At 49.3% G+C, this 17,848-nt stretch carries 24 protein-coding genes; 9 read left to right on the forward strand and 15 right to left on the reverse strand.

What is annotated here, in order from left to right; translation table 11 throughout:
• Positions 1–36 precede the first annotated feature (36 nt).
• The 10 genes from ACSV5M_RS00005 to ACSV5M_RS00050 all read right to left on the reverse strand — a co-directional run bounded on the left by ACSV5M_RS00005 (position 37) and on the right by ACSV5M_RS00050 (position 4,857).
• Positions 37–390, reverse strand: a complete 354-nt coding sequence (locus ACSV5M_RS00005) for a hypothetical protein (protein ID WP_439173270.1) — start codon at positions 388–390, stop codon at positions 37–39.
• Positions 391–536: 146 nt separating this feature from the next.
• Complete coding sequence (locus tag ACSV5M_RS00010) at positions 537–866, reverse strand: hypothetical protein (protein WP_439173271.1); 330 nt, start codon at positions 864–866, stop codon at positions 537–539.
• Positions 867–938: 72 nt separating this feature from the next.
• Complete coding sequence (locus ACSV5M_RS00015) at positions 939–1,337, reverse strand: hypothetical protein (protein WP_439173273.1); 399 nt, start codon at positions 1,335–1,337, stop codon at positions 939–941.
• A gap of 179 nt (positions 1,338–1,516) precedes the next feature.
• Positions 1,517–1,735 carry a hypothetical protein gene (locus tag ACSV5M_RS00020; RefSeq protein WP_439173274.1) on the reverse strand — a complete coding sequence of 73 codons (219 nt, stop codon included), beginning with the start codon at positions 1,733–1,735 and terminating at the stop codon, positions 1,517–1,519.
• 67 nt (positions 1,736–1,802) lie between these two features.
• Positions 1,803–2,285, reverse strand: a complete 483-nt coding sequence (locus tag ACSV5M_RS00025; RefSeq protein ID WP_439173275.1) for a hypothetical protein — start codon at positions 2,283–2,285, stop codon at positions 1,803–1,805.
• 61 nt (positions 2,286–2,346) lie between these two features.
• Positions 2,347–2,856: a serine hydrolase gene (locus tag ACSV5M_RS00030; protein WP_439173276.1), complete on the reverse strand. Its 510-nt coding sequence runs from the start codon at positions 2,854–2,856 to the stop codon at positions 2,347–2,349.
• Positions 2,853–3,248 carry a serine hydrolase gene (locus ACSV5M_RS00035; RefSeq protein WP_439173278.1) on the reverse strand — a complete coding sequence of 132 codons (396 nt, stop codon included), beginning with the start codon at positions 3,246–3,248 and terminating at the stop codon, positions 2,853–2,855. Before ACSV5M_RS00035 ends, ACSV5M_RS00030 begins: the two co-directional genes overlap by 4 nt.
• 69 nt (positions 3,249–3,317) lie before the next feature.
• A complete protein-coding gene (locus tag ACSV5M_RS00040; protein ID WP_439173279.1) occupies positions 3,318–4,016 on the reverse strand; it encodes a hypothetical protein in 699 nt (232 codons plus the stop codon).
• 106 nt (positions 4,017–4,122) lie between these two features.
• Positions 4,123–4,605, reverse strand: a complete 483-nt coding sequence (locus ACSV5M_RS00045) for a topoisomerase DNA-binding C4 zinc finger domain-containing protein (protein ID WP_439173280.1) — start codon at positions 4,603–4,605, stop codon at positions 4,123–4,125.
• A gap of 96 nt (positions 4,606–4,701) precedes the next feature.
• Positions 4,702–4,857, reverse strand: coding sequence for a hypothetical protein (locus tag ACSV5M_RS00050; protein ID WP_439173281.1), 156 nt, complete (start codon positions 4,855–4,857; stop codon positions 4,702–4,704).
• A gap of 225 nt (positions 4,858–5,082) precedes the next feature.
• Here ACSV5M_RS00050 and ACSV5M_RS00055 point away from each other — a divergent pair, with 225 nt between their 5' ends.
• Genes ACSV5M_RS00055 through ACSV5M_RS00090 form a run of 8 tightly spaced genes read left to right on the forward strand, consistent with a single transcriptional unit; the run spans position 5,083 to position 13,138 of the window.
• Complete coding sequence (locus ACSV5M_RS00055) at positions 5,083–5,496, forward strand: CBS domain-containing protein (protein ID WP_439173282.1); 414 nt, start codon at positions 5,083–5,085, stop codon at positions 5,494–5,496.
• A 42-nt stretch (positions 5,497–5,538) separates the two neighbouring features.
• On the forward strand, positions 5,539–6,840 hold the full coding sequence (locus ACSV5M_RS00060) for a zinc-dependent alcohol dehydrogenase (protein ID WP_439173284.1): 1,302 nt from the start codon (positions 5,539–5,541) through the stop codon (positions 6,838–6,840).
• Positions 6,841–6,874: 34 nt separating this feature from the next.
• Complete coding sequence (locus ACSV5M_RS00065; protein ID WP_439173285.1) at positions 6,875–7,792, forward strand: DUF72 domain-containing protein; 918 nt, start codon at positions 6,875–6,877, stop codon at positions 7,790–7,792.
• On the forward strand, positions 7,789–8,550 hold the full coding sequence (locus ACSV5M_RS00070) for an endonuclease/exonuclease/phosphatase family protein (protein WP_439173286.1): 762 nt from the start codon (positions 7,789–7,791) through the stop codon (positions 8,548–8,550). The genes ACSV5M_RS00065 and ACSV5M_RS00070 overlap by 4 nt, the downstream gene beginning before the upstream one ends.
• On the forward strand, positions 8,547–9,776 hold the full coding sequence (clsB, locus tag ACSV5M_RS00075) for a cardiolipin synthase ClsB (RefSeq protein WP_439173288.1): 1,230 nt from the start codon (positions 8,547–8,549) through the stop codon (positions 9,774–9,776). The genes ACSV5M_RS00070 and clsB (ACSV5M_RS00075) overlap by 4 nt, the downstream gene beginning before the upstream one ends.
• Positions 9,757–10,830 carry a lysylphosphatidylglycerol synthase transmembrane domain-containing protein gene (locus tag ACSV5M_RS00080; RefSeq protein WP_439173290.1) on the forward strand — a complete coding sequence of 358 codons (1,074 nt, stop codon included), beginning with the start codon at positions 9,757–9,759 and terminating at the stop codon, positions 10,828–10,830. The genes clsB (ACSV5M_RS00075) and ACSV5M_RS00080 overlap by 20 nt, the downstream gene beginning before the upstream one ends.
• 23 nt (positions 10,831–10,853) lie before the next feature.
• Positions 10,854–12,104, forward strand: coding sequence for a cardiolipin synthase ClsB (gene clsB / locus ACSV5M_RS00085; protein WP_439173291.1), 1,251 nt, complete (start codon positions 10,854–10,856; stop codon positions 12,102–12,104).
• Complete coding sequence (locus ACSV5M_RS00090; RefSeq protein WP_439173292.1) at positions 12,101–13,138, forward strand: lysylphosphatidylglycerol synthase domain-containing protein; 1,038 nt, start codon at positions 12,101–12,103, stop codon at positions 13,136–13,138. The genes clsB (ACSV5M_RS00085) and ACSV5M_RS00090 overlap by 4 nt, the downstream gene beginning before the upstream one ends.
• Here ACSV5M_RS00090 and ACSV5M_RS00095 read toward each other — a convergent pair.
• Positions 13,132–13,653, reverse strand: a complete 522-nt coding sequence (locus ACSV5M_RS00095) for a GNAT family N-acetyltransferase (protein WP_439173293.1) — start codon at positions 13,651–13,653, stop codon at positions 13,132–13,134. The genes ACSV5M_RS00090 and ACSV5M_RS00095 overlap by 7 nt on opposite strands.
• Positions 13,650–13,922, reverse strand: coding sequence for a DUF1778 domain-containing protein (locus ACSV5M_RS00100; protein ID WP_439173294.1), 273 nt, complete (start codon positions 13,920–13,922; stop codon positions 13,650–13,652). Before ACSV5M_RS00100 ends, ACSV5M_RS00095 begins: the two co-directional genes overlap by 4 nt.
• Before the next feature lie 425 nt (positions 13,923–14,347).
• Here ACSV5M_RS00100 and ACSV5M_RS00105 point away from each other — a divergent pair, with 425 nt between their 5' ends.
• Entirely contained in the window at positions 14,348–15,310 is a 963-nt protein-coding gene (locus ACSV5M_RS00105) for a sulfite exporter TauE/SafE family protein (protein WP_439173295.1), read from the forward strand.
• 65 nt (positions 15,311–15,375) lie between these two features.
• Here ACSV5M_RS00105 and ACSV5M_RS00110 read toward each other — a convergent pair whose 3' ends face one another.
• The 3 genes from ACSV5M_RS00110 to ACSV5M_RS00120 all read right to left on the reverse strand — a co-directional run bounded on the left by ACSV5M_RS00110 (position 15,376) and on the right by ACSV5M_RS00120 (position 17,838).
• Positions 15,376–15,816: a hypothetical protein gene (locus ACSV5M_RS00110; RefSeq protein ID WP_439173296.1), complete on the reverse strand. Its 441-nt coding sequence runs from the start codon at positions 15,814–15,816 to the stop codon at positions 15,376–15,378.
• Between the two features lie 41 nt (positions 15,817–15,857).
• Positions 15,858–16,661, reverse strand: a complete 804-nt coding sequence (locus ACSV5M_RS00115) for a hypothetical protein (protein ID WP_439173297.1) — start codon at positions 16,659–16,661, stop codon at positions 15,858–15,860.
• A 70-nt stretch (positions 16,662–16,731) separates the two neighbouring features.
• The gene (locus tag ACSV5M_RS00120) at positions 16,732–17,838 is read right to left on the reverse strand and encodes a hypothetical protein (RefSeq protein ID WP_439173298.1); all 1,107 of its coding nucleotides are present in this window, start codon (positions 17,836–17,838) and stop codon (positions 16,732–16,734) included.
• Positions 17,839–17,848 lie beyond the last annotated feature (10 nt).

Consider the following 17,848-nt stretch of genomic DNA (forward strand, 5'->3'; position numbering starts at 1 on the left):
GTTTGCCTGACATAGACACCTCATCTTGGAATTAGATTATGAGGCTTTTAGGTGTCTAGTGAAATCTGGGAAGTCCAAAGTATAAGCAGAAAGCACTCTCAATTCGTGACCAGTTTCGACAAATTTATTTAATAAGATCAACTCTTTACTTCCATTCCAACGCATTAAAATCGTTCCAACCCAAGACCCTGCGAACGGTGCTAAAAATATATAGACCTTCCGGTCCGCCAAGGATTTGAGTACGCCTGGCTCTATTTCGCTGTAGTTAACTCCGATCAAATAAAAGCTAAAGACCAGAACGAGAATCGCACTTATTAAGTTTATCCATCTATTAATCCGATGTCGCCTGCTCAGCTTTAGCACTTCACTCTCAAGAATTTCAAACTTCATATTAAGACTCTTCTTATATAACACAGACAAGAACGTGCGCAGCTCAAAAATAAATAAACATCAACCGAATAAATTTTTTAGTCCCGAAGTTCTTCACACTAGGAGACCTGGATATCCTTTAGCCAACTGGCATAATGACGCGGATACTATAGATTTCCATCACTGCAATTTTTTTCAAGGCTCGCGTGAATTACCCTCCTGATGCTGAGGAAAAGGGTTGTCAAACCCAATACCATTGCTGCCATACCTAAAATATGAACGTAATCGCATAACTCTGCGGAAGCATTCGCAAGGCGGATACAGTTTTCCACCAGCATTGTTACTTCTCCGTTTGATGATCTACTCATCAATTCTTTACAAAATCCATGCACATCAAAGTGGGCACAAGATGGAACAGCGCCTAGCGAATACCACACAACAAAACCTGATAGAAGAGCAAGAAGGAAATAGGATATTTGTCGTTTTCTATTTTTCATTTAGCGGCCTGGATAGTTCTAATAACGTCGTGTGCATGAGCGCGAGTTTTCGAGCGCACTATTGGCGCTTGGTCAGCTTAGTGGCGCACGTCGCTTAAAACCTGCCCACTTATACGCCCTTACAATCAAATTATGGTACGTCTCAGACAGGCTGCCGTAATCATACTCTTGCTTTTTTAATTTACGAGCCATGTCCAGACTATCGAACGCACCGCGGTTAATTATAAGTAACAAATTGCATGCTATATATTCCTTAGCATGTTTAGCCACGTATGCGTTTGAGCATAGATCAATTACTTCTCCGGGCATGTACTGCTGCTCTGGGTACAGAATACATGACTGATGAAATATCACCTTTTTTAGCTCCCTGAAATACTCATCCTGCTGATCGCCATAATCTGAAAATGCAGTATACTTCAACTGTTTATCATCCATGCTTTTAATAAAATCAATAAAATTTAATTCGCTCATTTTTCTTCGGACGCCTAACACTGTACTCAACGCCATTTTGTTAATCGTGGATTTATTGGTGCTTTTCGCAGAAAAAACACAGGAGGGATAACATCTCAATCAGCCGACGCGACAGCATTCGGTTGGTTTTTTGTTTTTTATTTAACAGCAGACTTTTCAAGATCAGGGGCTACTAGCTTTCACTCCTTGACCGAAAGTGGATTTAATTCAGGATACTGTTTCAGAATAATTGGATATAAATTCATATCTATACCATTTGAGACGCGGGCAATCTCTCTTTTCAGTTTATCTAATTCTTCGTCACTACAACGCTCTTCAAGGTAAGGAATCAATCCAAATATTGATCGGTTGACGCATTCTAAGGTTTCAATGATTTTCTTCGCAGTTTCTATATTCATATCCCTGAGTCTCGGTTGATACGTTAGCGGCGCGCGGAGGATCGGTTATTTGCCTTTTTTACTACTTTTACCACAGCTTCCACCAAGGCTTTTTGATGCCTGGGTGTGACACTTCAAGAAATTGAGGCTCGCTCAAGGCACCTGACTTTGAAACCCCAACAATTTTCACTTTAATTTTAAAAGCTTCTTGCTCATCGCTGTCCCCATCGAGCCAGATAAAAGTAAAACTACCTTTATTTTTAACAAATTTGGTTGGCGTAACAGGCGCCTCATAGAAAAGCCGATCTTCGAATTCACCCTCAACTATTTCGAAAATATAGCCCTGCTTCTGAGGAGGTATGGTTCCTATCTGGAAGGTGATAATACCCGCATCAGAAGTTGATGTGGAGTTTCCATCATCGAAGCCTCTATGGATAGACGCCACAATAAAATCTGGCTTGATCGCTACCGCACCTTCTTCTGTAGTTATTTGAAACTCTTCAAGCATAGGTCGAAATGAACCTGCGATAACTGGCGAAGATATAAATACTAAGAAGACGATTAATTTCATGATAAATCTCCAACCAGCGCCTAGTAAGCCGGCTTTGCCAACTGAATAGTAATTTGCGCAACTAACTCATGGCCCATTCGGCAGCAATCTTTCCTACTTCAGCGAGAACAGCTTCATGCCTCGGCTCTATCTTTTTAGTATATTCGCCGCTGTCAAAATAGGCTGCAATGACGATTGGGTTCTTGCCGGGTGGAAACGTAATAGCGACGCCATTACACTTGTTGGTCGTTCCCTCGTCGCGCCCAGTCCCAGTCTTGTTCCCCGTACGCCATTCAGGGGGAAGGCTGGCTCGCAGCCGCCTGGTACCCGTGGTTGTATTTCGCGTCCACTCCAAAAGTCGTTCGCGCGAATCGTGCCGTAAAATACTGCCCGTCAGAATTCGCCTGACAAGCTGCGCATAAGCAAGAGGTGAAGTGGTGTCGCGAGTGTCGGCGGAAAGAACCAAACCTAGATCCGGCTCATAGTGATCAAGGCGAGTCACCTCATCGCCCATTTCTCGGAACTTCGTGGTGACAGCCTTAGGGCCACCCAAACGCTTAACCAAAAGATTGGCGGCAACGCCATCACTCATTTCTTGGCCGCTTGCGCCAACGTGGCAATACTCAGCCCGCCCTTAGCGAGATGCTTTCTTGTGACCGGTGCCCAGTCGAGAAGATCTGATTCTGAATAGGGCAGTATCTCCTCCAGCTTCAAGCGCCCACTGTCTGCTTCGCGTAAGCAGGCGGCAACCATTGCCAGCTTGAACGTCGAGCACATAGCAAAGCGTTCCTCGATGCGGTTACCGCTGATTTCACCGGTAACTGTGTCAAGAAAACAAACCCCGAGACGCGCGTGTCCCACTTCCAACATCCGAAGCCGCTCGGCGGCATCAAAGCGGCGCGCAGGATGTTTTGATGCAACAGGCATAGCCAGAATTGTGCTCGCTGCCATGGCGGTAATTAAAAAGTCTCGTCTTTTGAGCATTTAATTGATCCAGTTTTGGGTAGATAAATGTCTACTTTTCTTGGGGAACTCGGTTTCCTAACACCTAACTCAGCCGCGCGCTCTTCTGCGTCGGCTGGATTTTATTGTTAGTTTCATAAAGGTGCGCTCCCAGAAGCCTGCCTCTGGATGGACGATGTAGCTGGGATTTATATTTTGAACTTCATTTATAATACGCCTTTCTCTTTCCTTAGCTTCTTCTGATGAACGATCACTGTAGTACTCACCAATTTTAAAAATTGTCAGACTAAGTGCTACGCCCACTTCAAACGCAATAATAATTCTTGGGAACCAACCTTCTGCGACTATTTTTGAGTCTCCGAGGGTTGCCATTACAACTATTGAATAGTACACGCTGTTTAGGTATGTGAAAGTGAGGTCTTGAAAGTAATCAAAAAGACCGTCAAAAGAATGTAAATCATACGCTCTGCCATCCTTAATTTCTCGAAGACCAGATATCATCTGCTCTTCTCCATCGATTACTCCAATAAAAAAGTATGCCCCAGCGCACAACACAGCTAGTGTAATGAATAGAAATTTAAGCTCTTTGATAGAAGCTTCTTTATGGCTCAACCGCTTAATTACATCCATAAGTAATTTTCCAATATAGCCATAAAGAACAAGAGCGAGAAAAATTAGTAATAGTCCCGCTATGGTATTACCTCTGCCATAAGGGATTACTAAACCTAATGCGAACACGCAAGCGGTGAAAAAAAGGTTTTTTGAATAAATTTTAGATAGGTCTTCCATGTTTCCTCAAGAAACGATTATCTCAAACAGCTGTGGGTGTTTTGCGGTAGCATAGCGTTAAATTGCAAAACAAGGAACAAAAAAGGTGTCATACTGGCCCGCATAGTTATTCTGGGATTTCCGGCGTGAATGACTTGGCTCCTCTGCATTTAGGATATTTTTTGCAACCCCAGAACTTTCTTCCTGGGCTTGCTCCTTTTTTTGAGGTTCTCAATACCATACTACCTCTACATTTTGGACACTTGATAATTGGCTTATATACTCTGGTTTTTTTGACGCCGGGTTGCGCAGTTGGTTGCTCGAGACTCGAATCCTGAGTTATCTTTGACGTTTCTTCATTTTCTTTTCTGGAAAAGGATGAAGGATTAAAATTTATATAGAACAAAAAAGACACCACACCACTAACAAGAAACGGCAAATACGCTTTCCATTTAGAAACCCCACCGTGATGCGAACAAGCCCCCCTTTTTCCAATAGATGGGGATTGCCAGCCGCTGGCACATGTAACAGGTCCAATAATCGTTTTGCTCAGTATAAGCACCGCAAAAAACACTACAGCCGTGAATATTTTGATATTTTTCCCGATCATTATTTTTCTCGGATACCTAGCTCACCTGCAAATATAACAGCCTTTTAATAAGGCTATCCGGCCTCATAATAATTTATCAGCATGAATAGACTTTAATCATGAAATCAAGCCTAACCCAATACCTAACCCATTGAAATATAAAGAAATTACCCCACCACAATCAACACTTGGTGAAATATTCATAATCACTGCTCGCTCGTTGGCGGATAAACCGTGAAAATAATCATATGCCAGCAAGACAGATTTAGCCACGCTTGAACCATTACCACCACTCCCAGTCCCCATCATAAAGAATCACCGAATAACCGATCCCTACCTCAGGCATTCACAGCCTAAGTAACTCAATAACAAAGCCCCCATAATCCACTGAACTTGGCCCCCGCGTGTCAGTCGCAATTCTTACTCCGACCAGAAACCAAACCTTCTGGCGCTGATGCTCCAATTGTTTTTCACATTAATCATCAAGGAGAACACATCATGCAAATTAAAGACGTTATGACGACTGACGTAAAAACCCTGACACCTGATCAAAGCATACGTGAAGCGGCTTCGTTGATGGCCGATATTGATAGCGGTGCGCTGTTAATTAATGAAGGAGATCGTTTGGTCGGGATGGTGACGGATCGCGATATTGCTATTCGAGCCGTTGCGCAAGGGCTGGATTGTGACACCCCAATAAGCAAGGTCATGAGCAACACCATCCGTTATTGTTTCGACGATGAAAGCGTTCAGGATGTGGCGCAAAACATGGCTGAAAATGAAATGCGCCGGATGCCGGTACTCAACCGCGAGAAACGTCTGGTAGGTGTGGTTTCGCTGGGTAATATCGCGAGCTGTCACAATCAGCAAACCAGCGATACGGTGTTGCAGGGTGTTGCGCGCGCGCATTAATGGTGCTCCTTACTTATGCGGTCATGAATTATGGAGGCCACTATGAAAGCTGTTGTATTTCACGCGGTGGGCGATATTCGCCTGGATGATGTTCCCGAGCCGCAATTGCAAGAACCTACGGACGCCATCGTGCGATTAACTGCCTCTGCTATTTGCGGCACAGATCTGCATTTTGTTCGCGGTACAGTGGGCGGCATGGAGGCCGGTACGATCCTCGGCCACGAAGGCGTGGGCATCGTGGAGGCGCTCGGTGATGATGTGCGCAATTTACAGATCGGTGATCGGGTGGTGATTCCGTCCACCATCGCTTGTGGCAATTGTTCCTACTGCCGCGCCGGTTATTATTCGCAGTGCGACGATGCCAATCCCAACGGTAAACAAGCTGGTACGGCGTTTTACGGCGGGCCGGCGAACACCGGCAGTTTCCATGGATTACAGGCAGAAAAAGCTCGCATTCCTTTTGCCAATGTCGGGTTGATTAAGCTTCCCCCCGAGGTCAGCGATGACCAGGCGATTTTATTGTCGGATATTTTTCCGACCGGTTATTTCGGTGCCGATCTGGCGGAAGTAACGAACGGCGATACGGTCGCGGTATTCGGTTGCGGGCCCGTAGGCCAATTCGCGATTGCCAGTGCATTTTTGTTAGGCGCAGCGCGTGTATTTGCTATTGATAAACACGCTGATCGTTTGCGCATGGCGCGTCAGCAAGGTGCGGAAGTGATCAACTTTGAAGAGGAAGATCCGGTTGAAGCGCTGCACCGTTTGACCAAAGGTATTGGTGTAGATCGCGCGATCGATGCGGTCGGTGTTGATGCTGAACATCGCCATTCGCATATTGATAAGGAAGAGGAACAACGCTTTGCCCAACAGGTTGAGCAAATCGCGCCGGATGCACATCCCGATGGCGAAAACTGGCAGCCAGGTGACGGCCCCAGTCAAGCGCTGGAGTGGGCCATAAAAGGATTGGCCAAAGCGGGTACGCTGGCGATTATTGGCGTGTATTCTCCGCAATCCAATCAGTTTCCTATCGGCATGGCGATGAATAAAAATCTGACCATCAACATGGGCAATTGCCCTCACCGAAAATATATCCCTAAACTGATCGAGCTGACGGTGAGCGGTCGTATTGATCCAGCCAAAATTCTGACGCAAACCAAACCCATGGGAAATGCTATCGACGCCTTCAAGGCGTTTGATCAACGGCGCAGCGGTTGGGTAAAGGTGGAGCTGCACCCGCAACAGACTCATACGGAAGATGACGAGGGGATGCTGGATGATGCGCTCGAGGATTCTTTTCCGGCCAGCGATCCGCCATCCATGACGGCACCGGCGCGTCATCATTAAGGATTAAATTTTTTTAGTAAAACAGAGGGAGCTTATGAGCACTATACGTATAGGTATTTCCGGTTGGCGCTACGTCCCTTGGCGGAATAATTTTTATCCCAAGGGGCTGCGCCAGAAAGATGAGTTGTACTTCGCATCCCGCGCCGTCAATTCTATTGAAATTAACGGTTCGTTTTACGGACTGCAACGTCCCACCAGTTACGCTAAATGGTACGCCGACACGCCGGATAATTTTATCTTCAGCGTGAAGGCGTCGCGTTACATCACCCACACCAAACGCCTGCGCGATATTGAACAACCGCTGGCAAATTTCTTTGCGTCCGGCATGTTTCATTTGAAAGAGAAGCTGGGGCCGTTCCTGTGGCAGTTCCCGCCCAGTTTTCGTTTTGATGAGAGTTTGTTTGCCGAATTTCTTGCCCAGTTACCGATGACCAGCGATGCCGCAAAAACCCATGCGCGCCATAGTGATCCTGAAGTGCAGCGCGAAGGGTATCTGGATATTCCGCAAAATTTACGGCTGCGCCACGCGGTAGAAATTCGCAATGACAGTTTTGTCGACGAGGCGTTTATTCAGCTGTTGCGCAAGCATCGCGTCGCACTGGTCGTGGCCGACACGGCAGGCCGCTGGCCACAACTGGAAGACCTGACCAGTGACTTTGTCTACATGCGCCTCCACGGTGACGTCGAGCTGTACAACAGCGGTTACAGCAAAGAGGCATTGGAGCGCTGGTACAAACGTATCCGGTTATGGAGCCAGGGTCGCCAACCCGGCGATGCCCGGCTCGTCACTCAGGAAAAAGATAAGGCGCACGACGGCCGGGATGTGTATTGTTATTTCGATAACACCGACAAACTCTTTGCGCCGTACGATGCGCGTTACATGCTGGAACGCCTGGGGTTGGCCGACACCCTGGAGGCCGAACCGGGCAAGATGATAGGAGCAGCTGCATGACCTCAACTTCAGAGACGCCGACCCATTGCCTGCGGATTCTGACCTTGAACTTACACAAGGGATTTACAGCACTGAATCGCCGATTTATGTTGCCGGAATTGCGCGATGCCGTGCGCACCCAATCGAGCGATATCGTGTTTTTGCAGGAGGTTCTGGGTGAACATAAACGCCACGCCTCCCGGTTCGATAATTGGCCCGAGGTGCCCCAGTATGAATTCCTGGCGGACAGCATGTGGCCGGAGTTTTCCTACGGGCGCAACGCGGTGTATCCCCACGGTGATCATGGCAATGCGCTCTTGTCCAAGTTTCCGATTGTGCGCTATCACAATCTGGATGTGTCGATCGGTACGATCGAACAGCGGGGGCTGCTGCATTCGGTGATTTATGTGCCCGGCCAGACGGAAGTTCACGCCATTTGCGTGCATCTTGGCTTACGTGAAAATCATCGCCAGCAGCAGTTGCGGCTGCTGTGCAAATTGGTCGATAGCCTGCCTCCGGGAGAGCCGGTTATCGTCGCGGGAGACTTTAACGACTGGCGCCAACGCGCCGATGCCATACTGGAGCACTGCGGCATGCAGGAAGTCTTTGTCCAACAATTCGGTAAACCGGCCCGCAGCTTTCCGGCGCGCTGGCCCTGGTTTCGGCTGGACCGCATTTACCTGCGCAACGCCACCGCGCGCAACCCGGAGGTTCTGCGCATCCGCCCTTGGTCGCACCTGTCTGACCACGCCCCGCTGGCGGTTGAGGTTCACTTATGAAAGACGTCTGGCGCGCGGGCAACGACATCGAATTACTAATAAACGGTGAAGCATTTTTTCCGCGCGTATTCGACAGCATTCGTAAAGCCAGGCGCGAAGTATTGATTGAAACCTTCATCATCCGCGAGGATGAAGTCGGCAAAGCGTTACAACAAACACTGATGTACGTTGCGCGGCGTGGTGTGCACGTGGAAATTACCATTGACGCCTACGGTGGCAACGAAGCCAGCCCTGCTTTTTTCCAGGCGATGGCCGATGCCGGTGTGCATGTCCATTTGTTTGAACCCACCCGCCATTTTTTTACCCTTCGCCTGAATGTGTTTCGGCGATTGCACCGCAAACTGGTGGTGGTGGATAACGAGGTGGCGTTTATCGGCGGCATCAATTATTGCGCCGACCAACTAAGCAGCTTTGGTGAAGAAGCCAAGCAGGATTATGCCGTACGCTTGCGCGGGCCGGTGGTACAGGATATCCATCAGGCGTGCCTGGATTTATTGCGCCATGGTGAAACAAAAGCGCGGCCGTTCTGGCGTCGCGCAAAGATCGCAAAAACCCCGGGCAACTCGACCGACGGTACGCGCGCACTATTGACGGTGCGCGACAATGGCGTGCACAAAAGGGACATTGAGAAATATTATTTAAACGCAATCCATTCCGCCAAAGAGCGCCTGGTGCTGGCTCATGCCTATTTTTTTCCAAGCTATGGTTTGTTGCGCGCGTTGCGCAATGCGGCCCGGCGTGGCGTGGACGTCACACTGATTCTGCAAGGTGAACCGGATATGCCCTGGGTGCGTTTATGCGCACAATTACTCTACGGGTATTTGATGCGTGAAGGCGTAAAGATTTACGAATACAACGAGCGCCCGTTTCACGGAAAGCTGGCCCTTGCTGATCGCCATTGGGCCACACTGGGCTCCAGTAACCTTGATCCGTTAAGCCTGTCGCTGAATCTGGAAGCCAATGTGGTGGTTGATGATGAAGCCTTTAATCAACGCCTGTTTAATCACCTGCGCACATTAATCCGTGAGCATGGCGAACCCGTCAGTATGCAGGTGGTAAAACGTCGCTATTGGTGGCGTATGCCGCTGATTTTTTTATCGTTCCATTTTCTGCGTCATTTCCCCGCTATTGTCGGCTGGCTCCCTGCCCATGCGCCGAAACTTGAATTGGTAAGTTCACAGAAACACCTATGGAAGAAACCCCATTATGACCAGGAAAGAGCCTGAGGATTATTTTGCGCTGGCGCAGCGCGACGAACAGCACCGGCATTGGAAGCTGGCAAAACGCGTATTAACCCTGGTTTTTTTTGTGGCCGTGGCGGTATTGCTGTTCATGTTGGTGGACAACCTGAACTGGCTCGAAGTCAAGCAAGCCTTGCGCGCCTACGAACGCGAAACACTGGTTACGGCGTTGGCCGTCGCGCTGGTTAGTTATATCGCTTTCAGCAGTTATGATTTGTTGGGTCGTGCATATACCGGCCATCCCTTACCCGTGCGGCAGATATTGCCGGTAGCGTTTGTCTGCTACGCATTTAATTTGAATTTGAGTTCCTGGATCGGCGGCGTTGCCATGCGTTACCGACTGTATTCCCGCCTGGGGTTGCGCGTCGCCACAATTACACGCGTGTTGAGCTTGAGTGTGTTTACCAACAGTCTCGGTTACATCATCGTGGCAGGATTTATCTTCTCCGTCGGCTGGGTGAAGTTGCCAGCGAGCTGGGGCGTGACCACCGGCGTGTTGCAGATCGTCGGCGCATTGATGTTAATGGTCGCTGCCGGCTATTTATTGCTGTGCCAATTTTCCTCACGCCGCTCGTGGTATTGGTCGACCCACGAAATCACCTTACCCGGTATTCGGTTGGCGTTGGCGCAAGCAGGTTTGTCCACGCTCAACTGGTTGTTGATGGCCTGGCTGATTTTTATTTTGTTGCCCGATGCCGTGTCTTATTCAGCGGTGTTAGGCATTTTGTTGATCAGCGGCATTGCCGGCATGATTGCGCAGATTCCGGCAGGGCTCGGTGTGCTGGAAGCAGTATTTATCGGCATCCTGCATCACCAGTTGCCCACTGCAAGTATTGTTGCGGCACTGATCGCTTATCGCGTTATTTATTTTCTGTTGCCGCTGATGATTGCCTGTGTTGTTTACGTTGTGCTGGAAGGCAAGGTATGGCACTGGCAGCGGCGCGCCGGGCAAAGCGATCCGGTACAGGATATACCCGGTGTGATCGTGATTCGAAAAGCAACCGATCACCATCCGAATCCACTGCATGAGAAACATTGAAGCGGAATTATCGAGAGGTTTCTATGAGGCAAAATAACACCTGGCGCGACGGTAACAGCGTTGAGTTACTGATAAATGGCGAAGGCTTTTATCCGCGCGTATTTGACTGCATCCGCAACGCGCGGGCAGAGGTGCTGCTGGAAACCTTTATCATCGCGGAAGATAAAATCGGCCGGCAGCTACAACAAGCCTTGGTTGCCGCCGCTAAGGCCGGCGCGCGCGTGGAAGTGATGGTGGACGGTTACGGCACCTTTGATTTAAGCACGCCGTTTTTGACCGAGATGGTCGATGCCGGCGTTACACTCCGAATCTTCGACCCTAGCCCGCGCATGTTCGGTATGCGCACCAATTTATTTCGTCGCCTGCACCGTAAAATTGTCGTGGTTGATGGAAAGATTGCTTATGTCGGCGGCATTAATTTTTCTGAAGAACATATCGCCGACTTCGGTGATATGGCCAAACAGGATTACGCCGTAGAAGTGAAGGGTCCGATTGTGGCGGACATCCATGCCGCCAGCCTGAGCTTATTGCGCGAGGCGACGCCGAAACAGAGCGACCCCATTGATATTCCACGCGCTACGCCGACCGATAATCCCGCTGCAGGCAACAGTCAGATGCTGATCGCTGTGCGCGACAACAACAAACATAAAGCGGATATTGAACGTTTGTACCTGCAAGCGATCCGCTCCGCCAAAAAACGTATCGTGATAGCTAATGCGTATTTCTTTCCCGGATACCGTTTATTGCGCGCCTTGCGCAACGCATCGCGTCAGGGGCTGGAAGTCTTGTTGATCATGCAGGGGCAACCGGATATGCCCTGGGTCAGCGCCTGCAGCCGCGCGCTCTATAATTATTTGTTGAAAGAAGGCGTCACCATTCTCGAGTACTGCGAGCGGCCTTTCCACGGCAAGGTTGCACTCGTGGACGATGAATGGGTCACCATCGGTTCCAGCAACCTTGACCCATTGAGTCTGGCGATGAACCTGGAAGCCAATGTGTTTATCAAAGACAACACCTTTAACCAGCAACTGTATACCCACCTGAAAGACCTGGCTGCCAAAACCTGTAAACCCATCAGCCTCGAACGCATCATGCGCGGCTACTGGTGGCGCTTGCCGTTTGTGTTTATCTGCTTCCACTTTGCGCGTTATTTTCCGGCCATCGCCGGTTGGCTACCAGCACATACACCGGTACTGCAGCCGGTAAAGCCGGAAGAACTGCTAGATGATAGCGACAACAAACCCACCATTTGCGAACAGGAAAAAACCGTATGAGCACATCAGGTTCGGCCACCGCAAAAGACGGCACGCAAACGGACGGCGACTCAAAAAAGCAGGAAAAGCCCTGGTGGACCTGGACCAAACGCGGACTAACGCTATTGTTATTCGTGGTCGTGTTCGGCCTGTTGTTTAATCTGATCAAAAACCTGGAATGGCAGGAAGTTAAAGACGCAATCACCGGCTATAAAACATCAACACTGTTACTCGGTGCCGCCATTGCCTTGATCAGTTATGGATTATTCAGCAGCTTCGATTTACTCGCTCGCCATTACACGCAACACAAGCTACCGGCGCGACAAATATTACCACTCGCGTTTGTCTGTTACGCCTTTAATTTAAATCTCAGCGCCTGGGTCGGCAGTCTGGCCGTGCGTTATCGACTCTATTCCCGCCTGGGGCTGGAAGTCGGCACCATCACTAAGATTTTCACCATCAACGTCGTCACCAACTGGCTCGGTTACATTATTCTTGCGGGTGTTATTTTCTCTGCCCGCTTGCTCAACCTGCCCGATGAATGGAAAGTCGGCGCCACCGCTTTGCAATTAATCGGCTTCGGTTTACTGCTGGTTGCCGCCCTGTATCTGCTCGCCTGCCGCTTTGCGAAACGCCGCACCTGGAAAATCCGCGACCACGAAGTAACTTTACCCACCTGGCAATTCGCACTACTCCAGGCCACCATGGGCGCGATCAACTGGACACTGATGGCACTACTGATTTATATCCTGCTCCCCGACGACGCGTTTTATCCTACCGTCCTCGGCATCCTGCTGATTTGCAGCATCGCCGGCATCATCACCCATATCCCCGCCGGCCTCGGTGTACTGGAAACCATTTTTCTCACCATGCTGCAACACGAATTCAATAAAAGCGAAATCCTCGCCGCGCTATTGGGGTATCGCGCCTTGTATTTTTTATTGCCGTTAAGTATTGCGTGCGTGGCGTATCTGGTAATGGAGAAACGGGCCAAGGCGATGCGGGGAAATAATGAGAAGCAGGGTACGAATGAACGCGATGCAGAGTCTTATTGAAAAAGCTGTGCCAAGGTATTCATGGATATAAATAGCCGCACACGCCCTTGATGCTGATGAAGCACCCGGAAACCATATTGCTCATAAAAGGCCTGTACTTGTGCGTCCAGCGCATCGACAACAACGGCATAAGATAGCAAGTGCTGATTGATAAGCAATGCATGCTCAAGCGCGCAGATGAGAGTGGTTTTACCCAACCCTTTTCCCTGAAAGTTAGTATGCACAGCCAGCTGAGCGATCAATATTACCGGAATAGGATAACGCGGTAGTTTTTTAGCCAGCACATCAGGCAGAACCTCTCTCTTTATCTCGGTATGGGAGAGTGTGTAATAGGCGCAAATTTCAAGTTTCTCAGAATGCCCGCTCTCTTCCGCGAGAACCATGGTCCTGCTGATACCAGCCTCACGATGACGGGCCGCCGATCCTGATAAAAACGCATTCAGCTCATCCCGGCCACAATCAAAGGACTTCCGGTCATGGATGAGTTTGTCCAGTTCTACAAACTTTACTGTCACGAGCCTTTACCCTGCCCGCGTACAAATTCACGCGCTTCCCGAAGCTTCTGGTTGGGGGCTTCAGCGGCATCACACGCGCTCATGAAGCGATCAAATACATCACTTTCAAGAGTGATTGCCTCATGTTCCTTGATTACCCGCTTCGCATCGCGCTCAATCAAGCGTACTACATATTCTGTAAGACTCTTCATACCCTCAAGCGCAGCAGCCTTCTCGGCCGCCAGCTTGATGGCTTCGTCAACACGCATATCAATTCTGGTCGTCGCCATAGCCATCACCTCTGGTCATTTGTTACTCAAATCAAAATAGCATGGGCACCCCGGATATGTACAGCACATATCCGTACAAAGTAAGATTTTTTTGACCTGTTTTTGCCCCTCACACATCGGTTAAGTTTTATAAGCCCGATGCCAATTATTAAGGGCCAATGCCACGTTTACATAGCCTGCTTATACCGCTAGGCTTCAACTTCACAATAAACTGACATAACAAGGAGATTTACCATGGTTCGCAATTTCATCCTGAGCATCCTGACTGGCGGATAGCTAATACATCAGAACTTCCGAGGGTTTAATTAACAAGAATCCTCGGCAGTCCATAGATTGGTTATAAGCTGATAATAAGTCGATATTTCTCAATCCAGTGGCGCTTCACTAGGATGCGTTCACCTAAGACTGGATTGGAAATACCCTCGATGCGGATCCGTAATCTTGATTTGTCCGATAACGCTATCAACAAGGAGCATGAAGCGCTCGGCATCCCTCCTGTAGAAAAAATCGCACTCCACCCTGTTATTCGCACTGCCGTCTGGTTTGCCGTACTGACGTTGATAGGCCTCGTCGGCCTGGGCGTAGCACAGGTTTTCGGCAGCAGCTGGCAGGAAGGCGTAGCCACCGTTAAAACAACGCTTGATGACCCCATGTTCTGGAGCGCGCTGCTGGTGGGATTACTGGCGCAGATAGTGGATGGCGCATTGGGAATGGCCTACGGATTGACGTCAACAAGCTTCCTGCTCGCTACCGGTGCGTCACCCGCATTGGCCAGCGCATCCGTTCATATGGCAGAAGTTTTTACTACCGGTATATCCGGCGTCTCGCACGCAAAGTTCGGCAACGTCGATAGAAAATTGTTTTTGCGCTTGTTGATCCCAGGCATCATCGGCGGTGTCCTCGGCGCCGTGCTGGTTACCCAAATTGATGGCAGCACACTTAAACCTTTTATTACCGTCTACTTATTATTGATGGGCATTTATGTACTGAGTAAAGCCTTCCGCAAACATGTCGCTACCCGTAAGGGTGAACCCCGACACGTGGGCAAGCTGGCGCTGTTGGGTGGCTTTGTGGATACATCAGGCGGTGGCGGATGGGGTCCGGTGGTTACAACGACGCTGGTGGGTACCGGTCAAGATCCGCGCACAACGATAGGCTCGGTGAATTTCGCCGAGTTTTTCCTGACACTTGCCAGCGCCGCATCGCTTTTTATTCTCGTCGATGAAACCATCTGGCATGTGGTATCGGGCTTAATTCTGGGAGGACTGTTCGCCGCACCCTTGGCGGCCTACGCGTGCAAGATGTTTTCAACCAGAACGTTACTGATTTTAGTCGGGCTGTTAATCAGTGGAATATCGGTGTTTAACTTGTATAAAGCTGTATTTTAATCAATGCAAGCTTTGCTTGTTCATCACGGCAAAGGGTGGTTATTTTTATGATGGGCGCGGGTCCGTCACGGCTTTTTTACAAAACCGTCCATCACTTTGGAATATTTATACACCGACCACCAGATCAACATCATAAGCGGCACCACAACCAGAAGGACTGATATCAGCTCCGGAGCCTCAAGTTCAGCTGTCGTAAATACATCGTAAAACTCGTAGATATCGGCGCATATCAGTACCGGCAAAAATTTGATCCAGAATCCTGACGTACCGATCTTTTTGGCGAAGGCCAGACCAAAAAGCCCTGTCAGGTAGATTGTATAGATTACCGCGCTGATGCAGAGCCACCACAGCGGATTGTCCGGCGCCCCTTCAGTAAATTGATCGTAGTAAGACCAAATTTCTATGGGCAGCAGAAAAAAGAAAAATAACTTCCAGCCGATACCTGGAGTATAAGCGGGGTTTTCGGTTTCCAGTGGTGCTTCAGGTGCGCGGTAAGGGTTTTCCATGGGGATATTCCTTAATCGTTTTATACAAAAGAAAGGGTGGTTTATTTAACCTCAACCTCCACTTCCTGGTGTTCCACATACAAGGTTTGCTTGTTCATCGCGGCAAAGGGGATTTTTATTTTTCCTTTTTTTCGTGCTTTCAGTAAAAACACATTTCCTCTACGCTCAAGGTATTCCATATCGTCGTTCAGCAGTTGGCGTGATTGATTGGCGATCCATTCTGAATCCCAGTTTTTTACCAACCCCTCCAGGCTTATGGACACCACCTCGCCGACCATTAGCGTGGTTTTATCCGCTGTGACTTTAAAACATTTTTTGTGCTCTTTATCGAGAACACGGCTGTTGTCTTTCATAACCTGATGAAGCGCTTTAGCCAGGCTGTCGATATCGTCGACATCCCAGGCTTTAACTTCGATAAAAAAGTTGCCGTACAAAAAATTCGTAAATCTTGTGCCGGGCGTTAACTTTGGAATCAGGTACAGGTCATCCATACCCGGCAATACTTTCGCATTGACTTCTGTGCGATGGGTTAATGATTCTTGCCACATTACATAATCAAGACGCTCTTGCCAGTCACCGGCGAGCGAGGTGATGTCGACAATGGCTGCGCCCTTCTGCGACTGCATTTGTACACGCAATGAACCTTCGCCCAACAACCCCAGAGAAGGCTCATCGACCTTGCCAGACCATTCATTGCCCTGCGCATCGCGCAGTGTTTCCAGCGTTTTTTGCCAGTCCAGTAAAACAATTTTTTCTGGCGGGCGACGAGCGACTAATGACGGGTAATCAATAGATTTTTTAAAGGCTTCGCGCGTATCGCGATTGAAGTCAGTTTCAAAACTCATAGCCGTTGCTCCCCATAACACGCCAAACAGAAAAAAAATTGTTCGCAGATAATGCATAAGCTTGCACTCCTCATTGCACGCCCCTTACAGCCGCCGTCGTACCCGCAATACCGATGATGTCCCCCGCCGTGCCACTAACCGCGCCCGGCACACTCGTATCAATGGTGTTGGCGACATACCCGGCCCTGTCGACCGTTCCCTTCACCGGCCCGGCACAAGCGTCATAGATTTTCGCGCTGTATTCGCAAAACATGTGATTACCAAACCCGCTGCGCGCAGGATCGAGCGGGGCCACCACGAGATGATCGGCAATCGGGCGTCCGGATGGGAACGGATTATTACATGGTCCCCAACCCACCAGATTCACGGTGCGGATGTACCCGAACGGATTCAGATAAAGACCATCGACACTAATACCCAATGCAGCGGACAGTACGATAACCGCATAGGTCTGGTCGTAACAATTAACAAAACCCAGCGAATGATCAATGTATTTTTTTAAATGAAATGTGCCACTCGCCCCGCCATAGGAAGGTGCACCCTGGGTGACTTCATACCGATGATTAGGTAATCCAAAACAACACTGCGTCACTTTCTCCACCGCTGAACGCATCGTCTGCACGCCACTGACGCTGCTGTTATCAAACAAAAAGCGCAACGCCTCGATCCACACACCATCGCTGGCAAAACAAGGTTGGCGAGCGGGGTCGGCGAAGACAAAAAAGATTTCGACATGGGTGCGTCCGGCCATGATGCTACGGTCGGTGGCGTCAATACCCCAGGAGATTTCGCCCTTGGTCCAGAGCAAACCGTCCGGCGGTTCCTTGAGGGTTACCTCCACCACATGCTCACCAGACGACAGGGGAACGCTGCCTTCGAATTCAAAGCGCTGCAATACGCCGGTTAATTTACCGTTGCCGCTGTATCCCTTGCTGGTGATTTTTAGTTTGAGCTTGGCTTTCTGGGTGCCGGGATTGTTAAAGCGGAATACCACCGCCTTGGATGATTGATTCGATGGACTGCGCGTGGCCGGCCAGTGCGGCGGATTGATCACGGCTTGCGCGAGACAGGCTTTAAACGAATCCACAAATTCCAGTTCCAACACCTCTGCAGTGATGGATTTTTCCGGGTCTTCCGGAGTAGTTGATACGTTGACACTTTCACCGATTTGCGTCATTGCATTTCCT

It is taken from the genome of Cellvibrio sp. ARAG 10.3 (genome assembly GCF_051846955.1).
In the GTDB taxonomy this organism is placed as follows: domain Bacteria; phylum Pseudomonadota; class Gammaproteobacteria; order Pseudomonadales; family Cellvibrionaceae; genus Cellvibrio.

Excerpts from the sequence above, each read along its gene's own strand:
- clsB (WP_439173288.1), top strand. The coding sequence starts at position 8,547 with ATGAAAGACGTCTGGCGCGCGGGCAACGACATCGAATTACTAATAAAC.
- ACSV5M_RS00110 (WP_439173296.1), bottom strand. The coding sequence starts at position 15,816 with ATGGAAAACCCTTACCGCGCACCTGAAGCACCACTGGAAACCGAAAAC.
- ACSV5M_RS00005 (WP_439173270.1), bottom strand. The coding sequence starts at position 390 with ATGAAGTTTGAAATTCTTGAGAGTGAAGTGCTAAAGCTGAGCAGGCGA.
- ACSV5M_RS00060 (WP_439173284.1), top strand. The coding sequence starts at position 5,539 with ATGAAAGCTGTTGTATTTCACGCGGTGGGCGATATTCGCCTGGATGAT.
- ACSV5M_RS00045 (WP_439173280.1), bottom strand. The coding sequence starts at position 4,605 with ATGATCGGGAAAAATATCAAAATATTCACGGCTGTAGTGTTTTTTGCG.
- ACSV5M_RS00015 (WP_439173273.1), bottom strand. The coding sequence starts at position 1,337 with ATGAGCGAATTAAATTTTATTGATTTTATTAAAAGCATGGATGATAAA.
- ACSV5M_RS00070 (WP_439173286.1), top strand. The coding sequence starts at position 7,789 with ATGACCTCAACTTCAGAGACGCCGACCCATTGCCTGCGGATTCTGACC.
- ACSV5M_RS00040 (WP_439173279.1), bottom strand. The coding sequence starts at position 4,016 with ATGGAAGACCTATCTAAAATTTATTCAAAAAACCTTTTTTTCACCGCT.
- ACSV5M_RS00105 (WP_439173295.1), top strand. The coding sequence starts at position 14,348 with ATGCGGATCCGTAATCTTGATTTGTCCGATAACGCTATCAACAAGGAG.
- ACSV5M_RS00025 (WP_439173275.1), bottom strand. The coding sequence starts at position 2,285 with ATGAAATTAATCGTCTTCTTAGTATTTATATCTTCGCCAGTTATCGCA.
- clsB (WP_439173291.1), top strand. The coding sequence starts at position 10,854 with ATGAGGCAAAATAACACCTGGCGCGACGGTAACAGCGTTGAGTTACTG.
- ACSV5M_RS00010 (WP_439173271.1), bottom strand. The coding sequence starts at position 866 with ATGAAAAATAGAAAACGACAAATATCCTATTTCCTTCTTGCTCTTCTA.
- ACSV5M_RS00090 (WP_439173292.1), top strand. The coding sequence starts at position 12,101 with ATGAGCACATCAGGTTCGGCCACCGCAAAAGACGGCACGCAAACGGAC.
- ACSV5M_RS00035 (WP_439173278.1), bottom strand. The coding sequence starts at position 3,248 with ATGCTCAAAAGACGAGACTTTTTAATTACCGCCATGGCAGCGAGCACA.
- ACSV5M_RS00115 (WP_439173297.1), bottom strand. The coding sequence starts at position 16,661 with ATGAGTTTTGAAACTGACTTCAATCGCGATACGCGCGAAGCCTTTAAA.
- ACSV5M_RS00065 (WP_439173285.1), top strand. The coding sequence starts at position 6,875 with ATGAGCACTATACGTATAGGTATTTCCGGTTGGCGCTACGTCCCTTGG.
- ACSV5M_RS00120 (WP_439173298.1), bottom strand. The coding sequence starts at position 17,838 with ATGACGCAAATCGGTGAAAGTGTCAACGTATCAACTACTCCGGAAGAC.
- ACSV5M_RS00020 (WP_439173274.1), bottom strand. The coding sequence starts at position 1,735 with ATGAATATAGAAACTGCGAAGAAAATCATTGAAACCTTAGAATGCGTC.
- ACSV5M_RS00080 (WP_439173290.1), top strand. The coding sequence starts at position 9,757 with ATGACCAGGAAAGAGCCTGAGGATTATTTTGCGCTGGCGCAGCGCGAC.
- ACSV5M_RS00030 (WP_439173276.1), bottom strand. The coding sequence starts at position 2,856 with ATGAGTGATGGCGTTGCCGCCAATCTTTTGGTTAAGCGTTTGGGTGGC.
- ACSV5M_RS00100 (WP_439173294.1), bottom strand. The coding sequence starts at position 13,922 with ATGGCGACGACCAGAATTGATATGCGTGTTGACGAAGCCATCAAGCTG.
- ACSV5M_RS00055 (WP_439173282.1), top strand. The coding sequence starts at position 5,083 with ATGCAAATTAAAGACGTTATGACGACTGACGTAAAAACCCTGACACCT.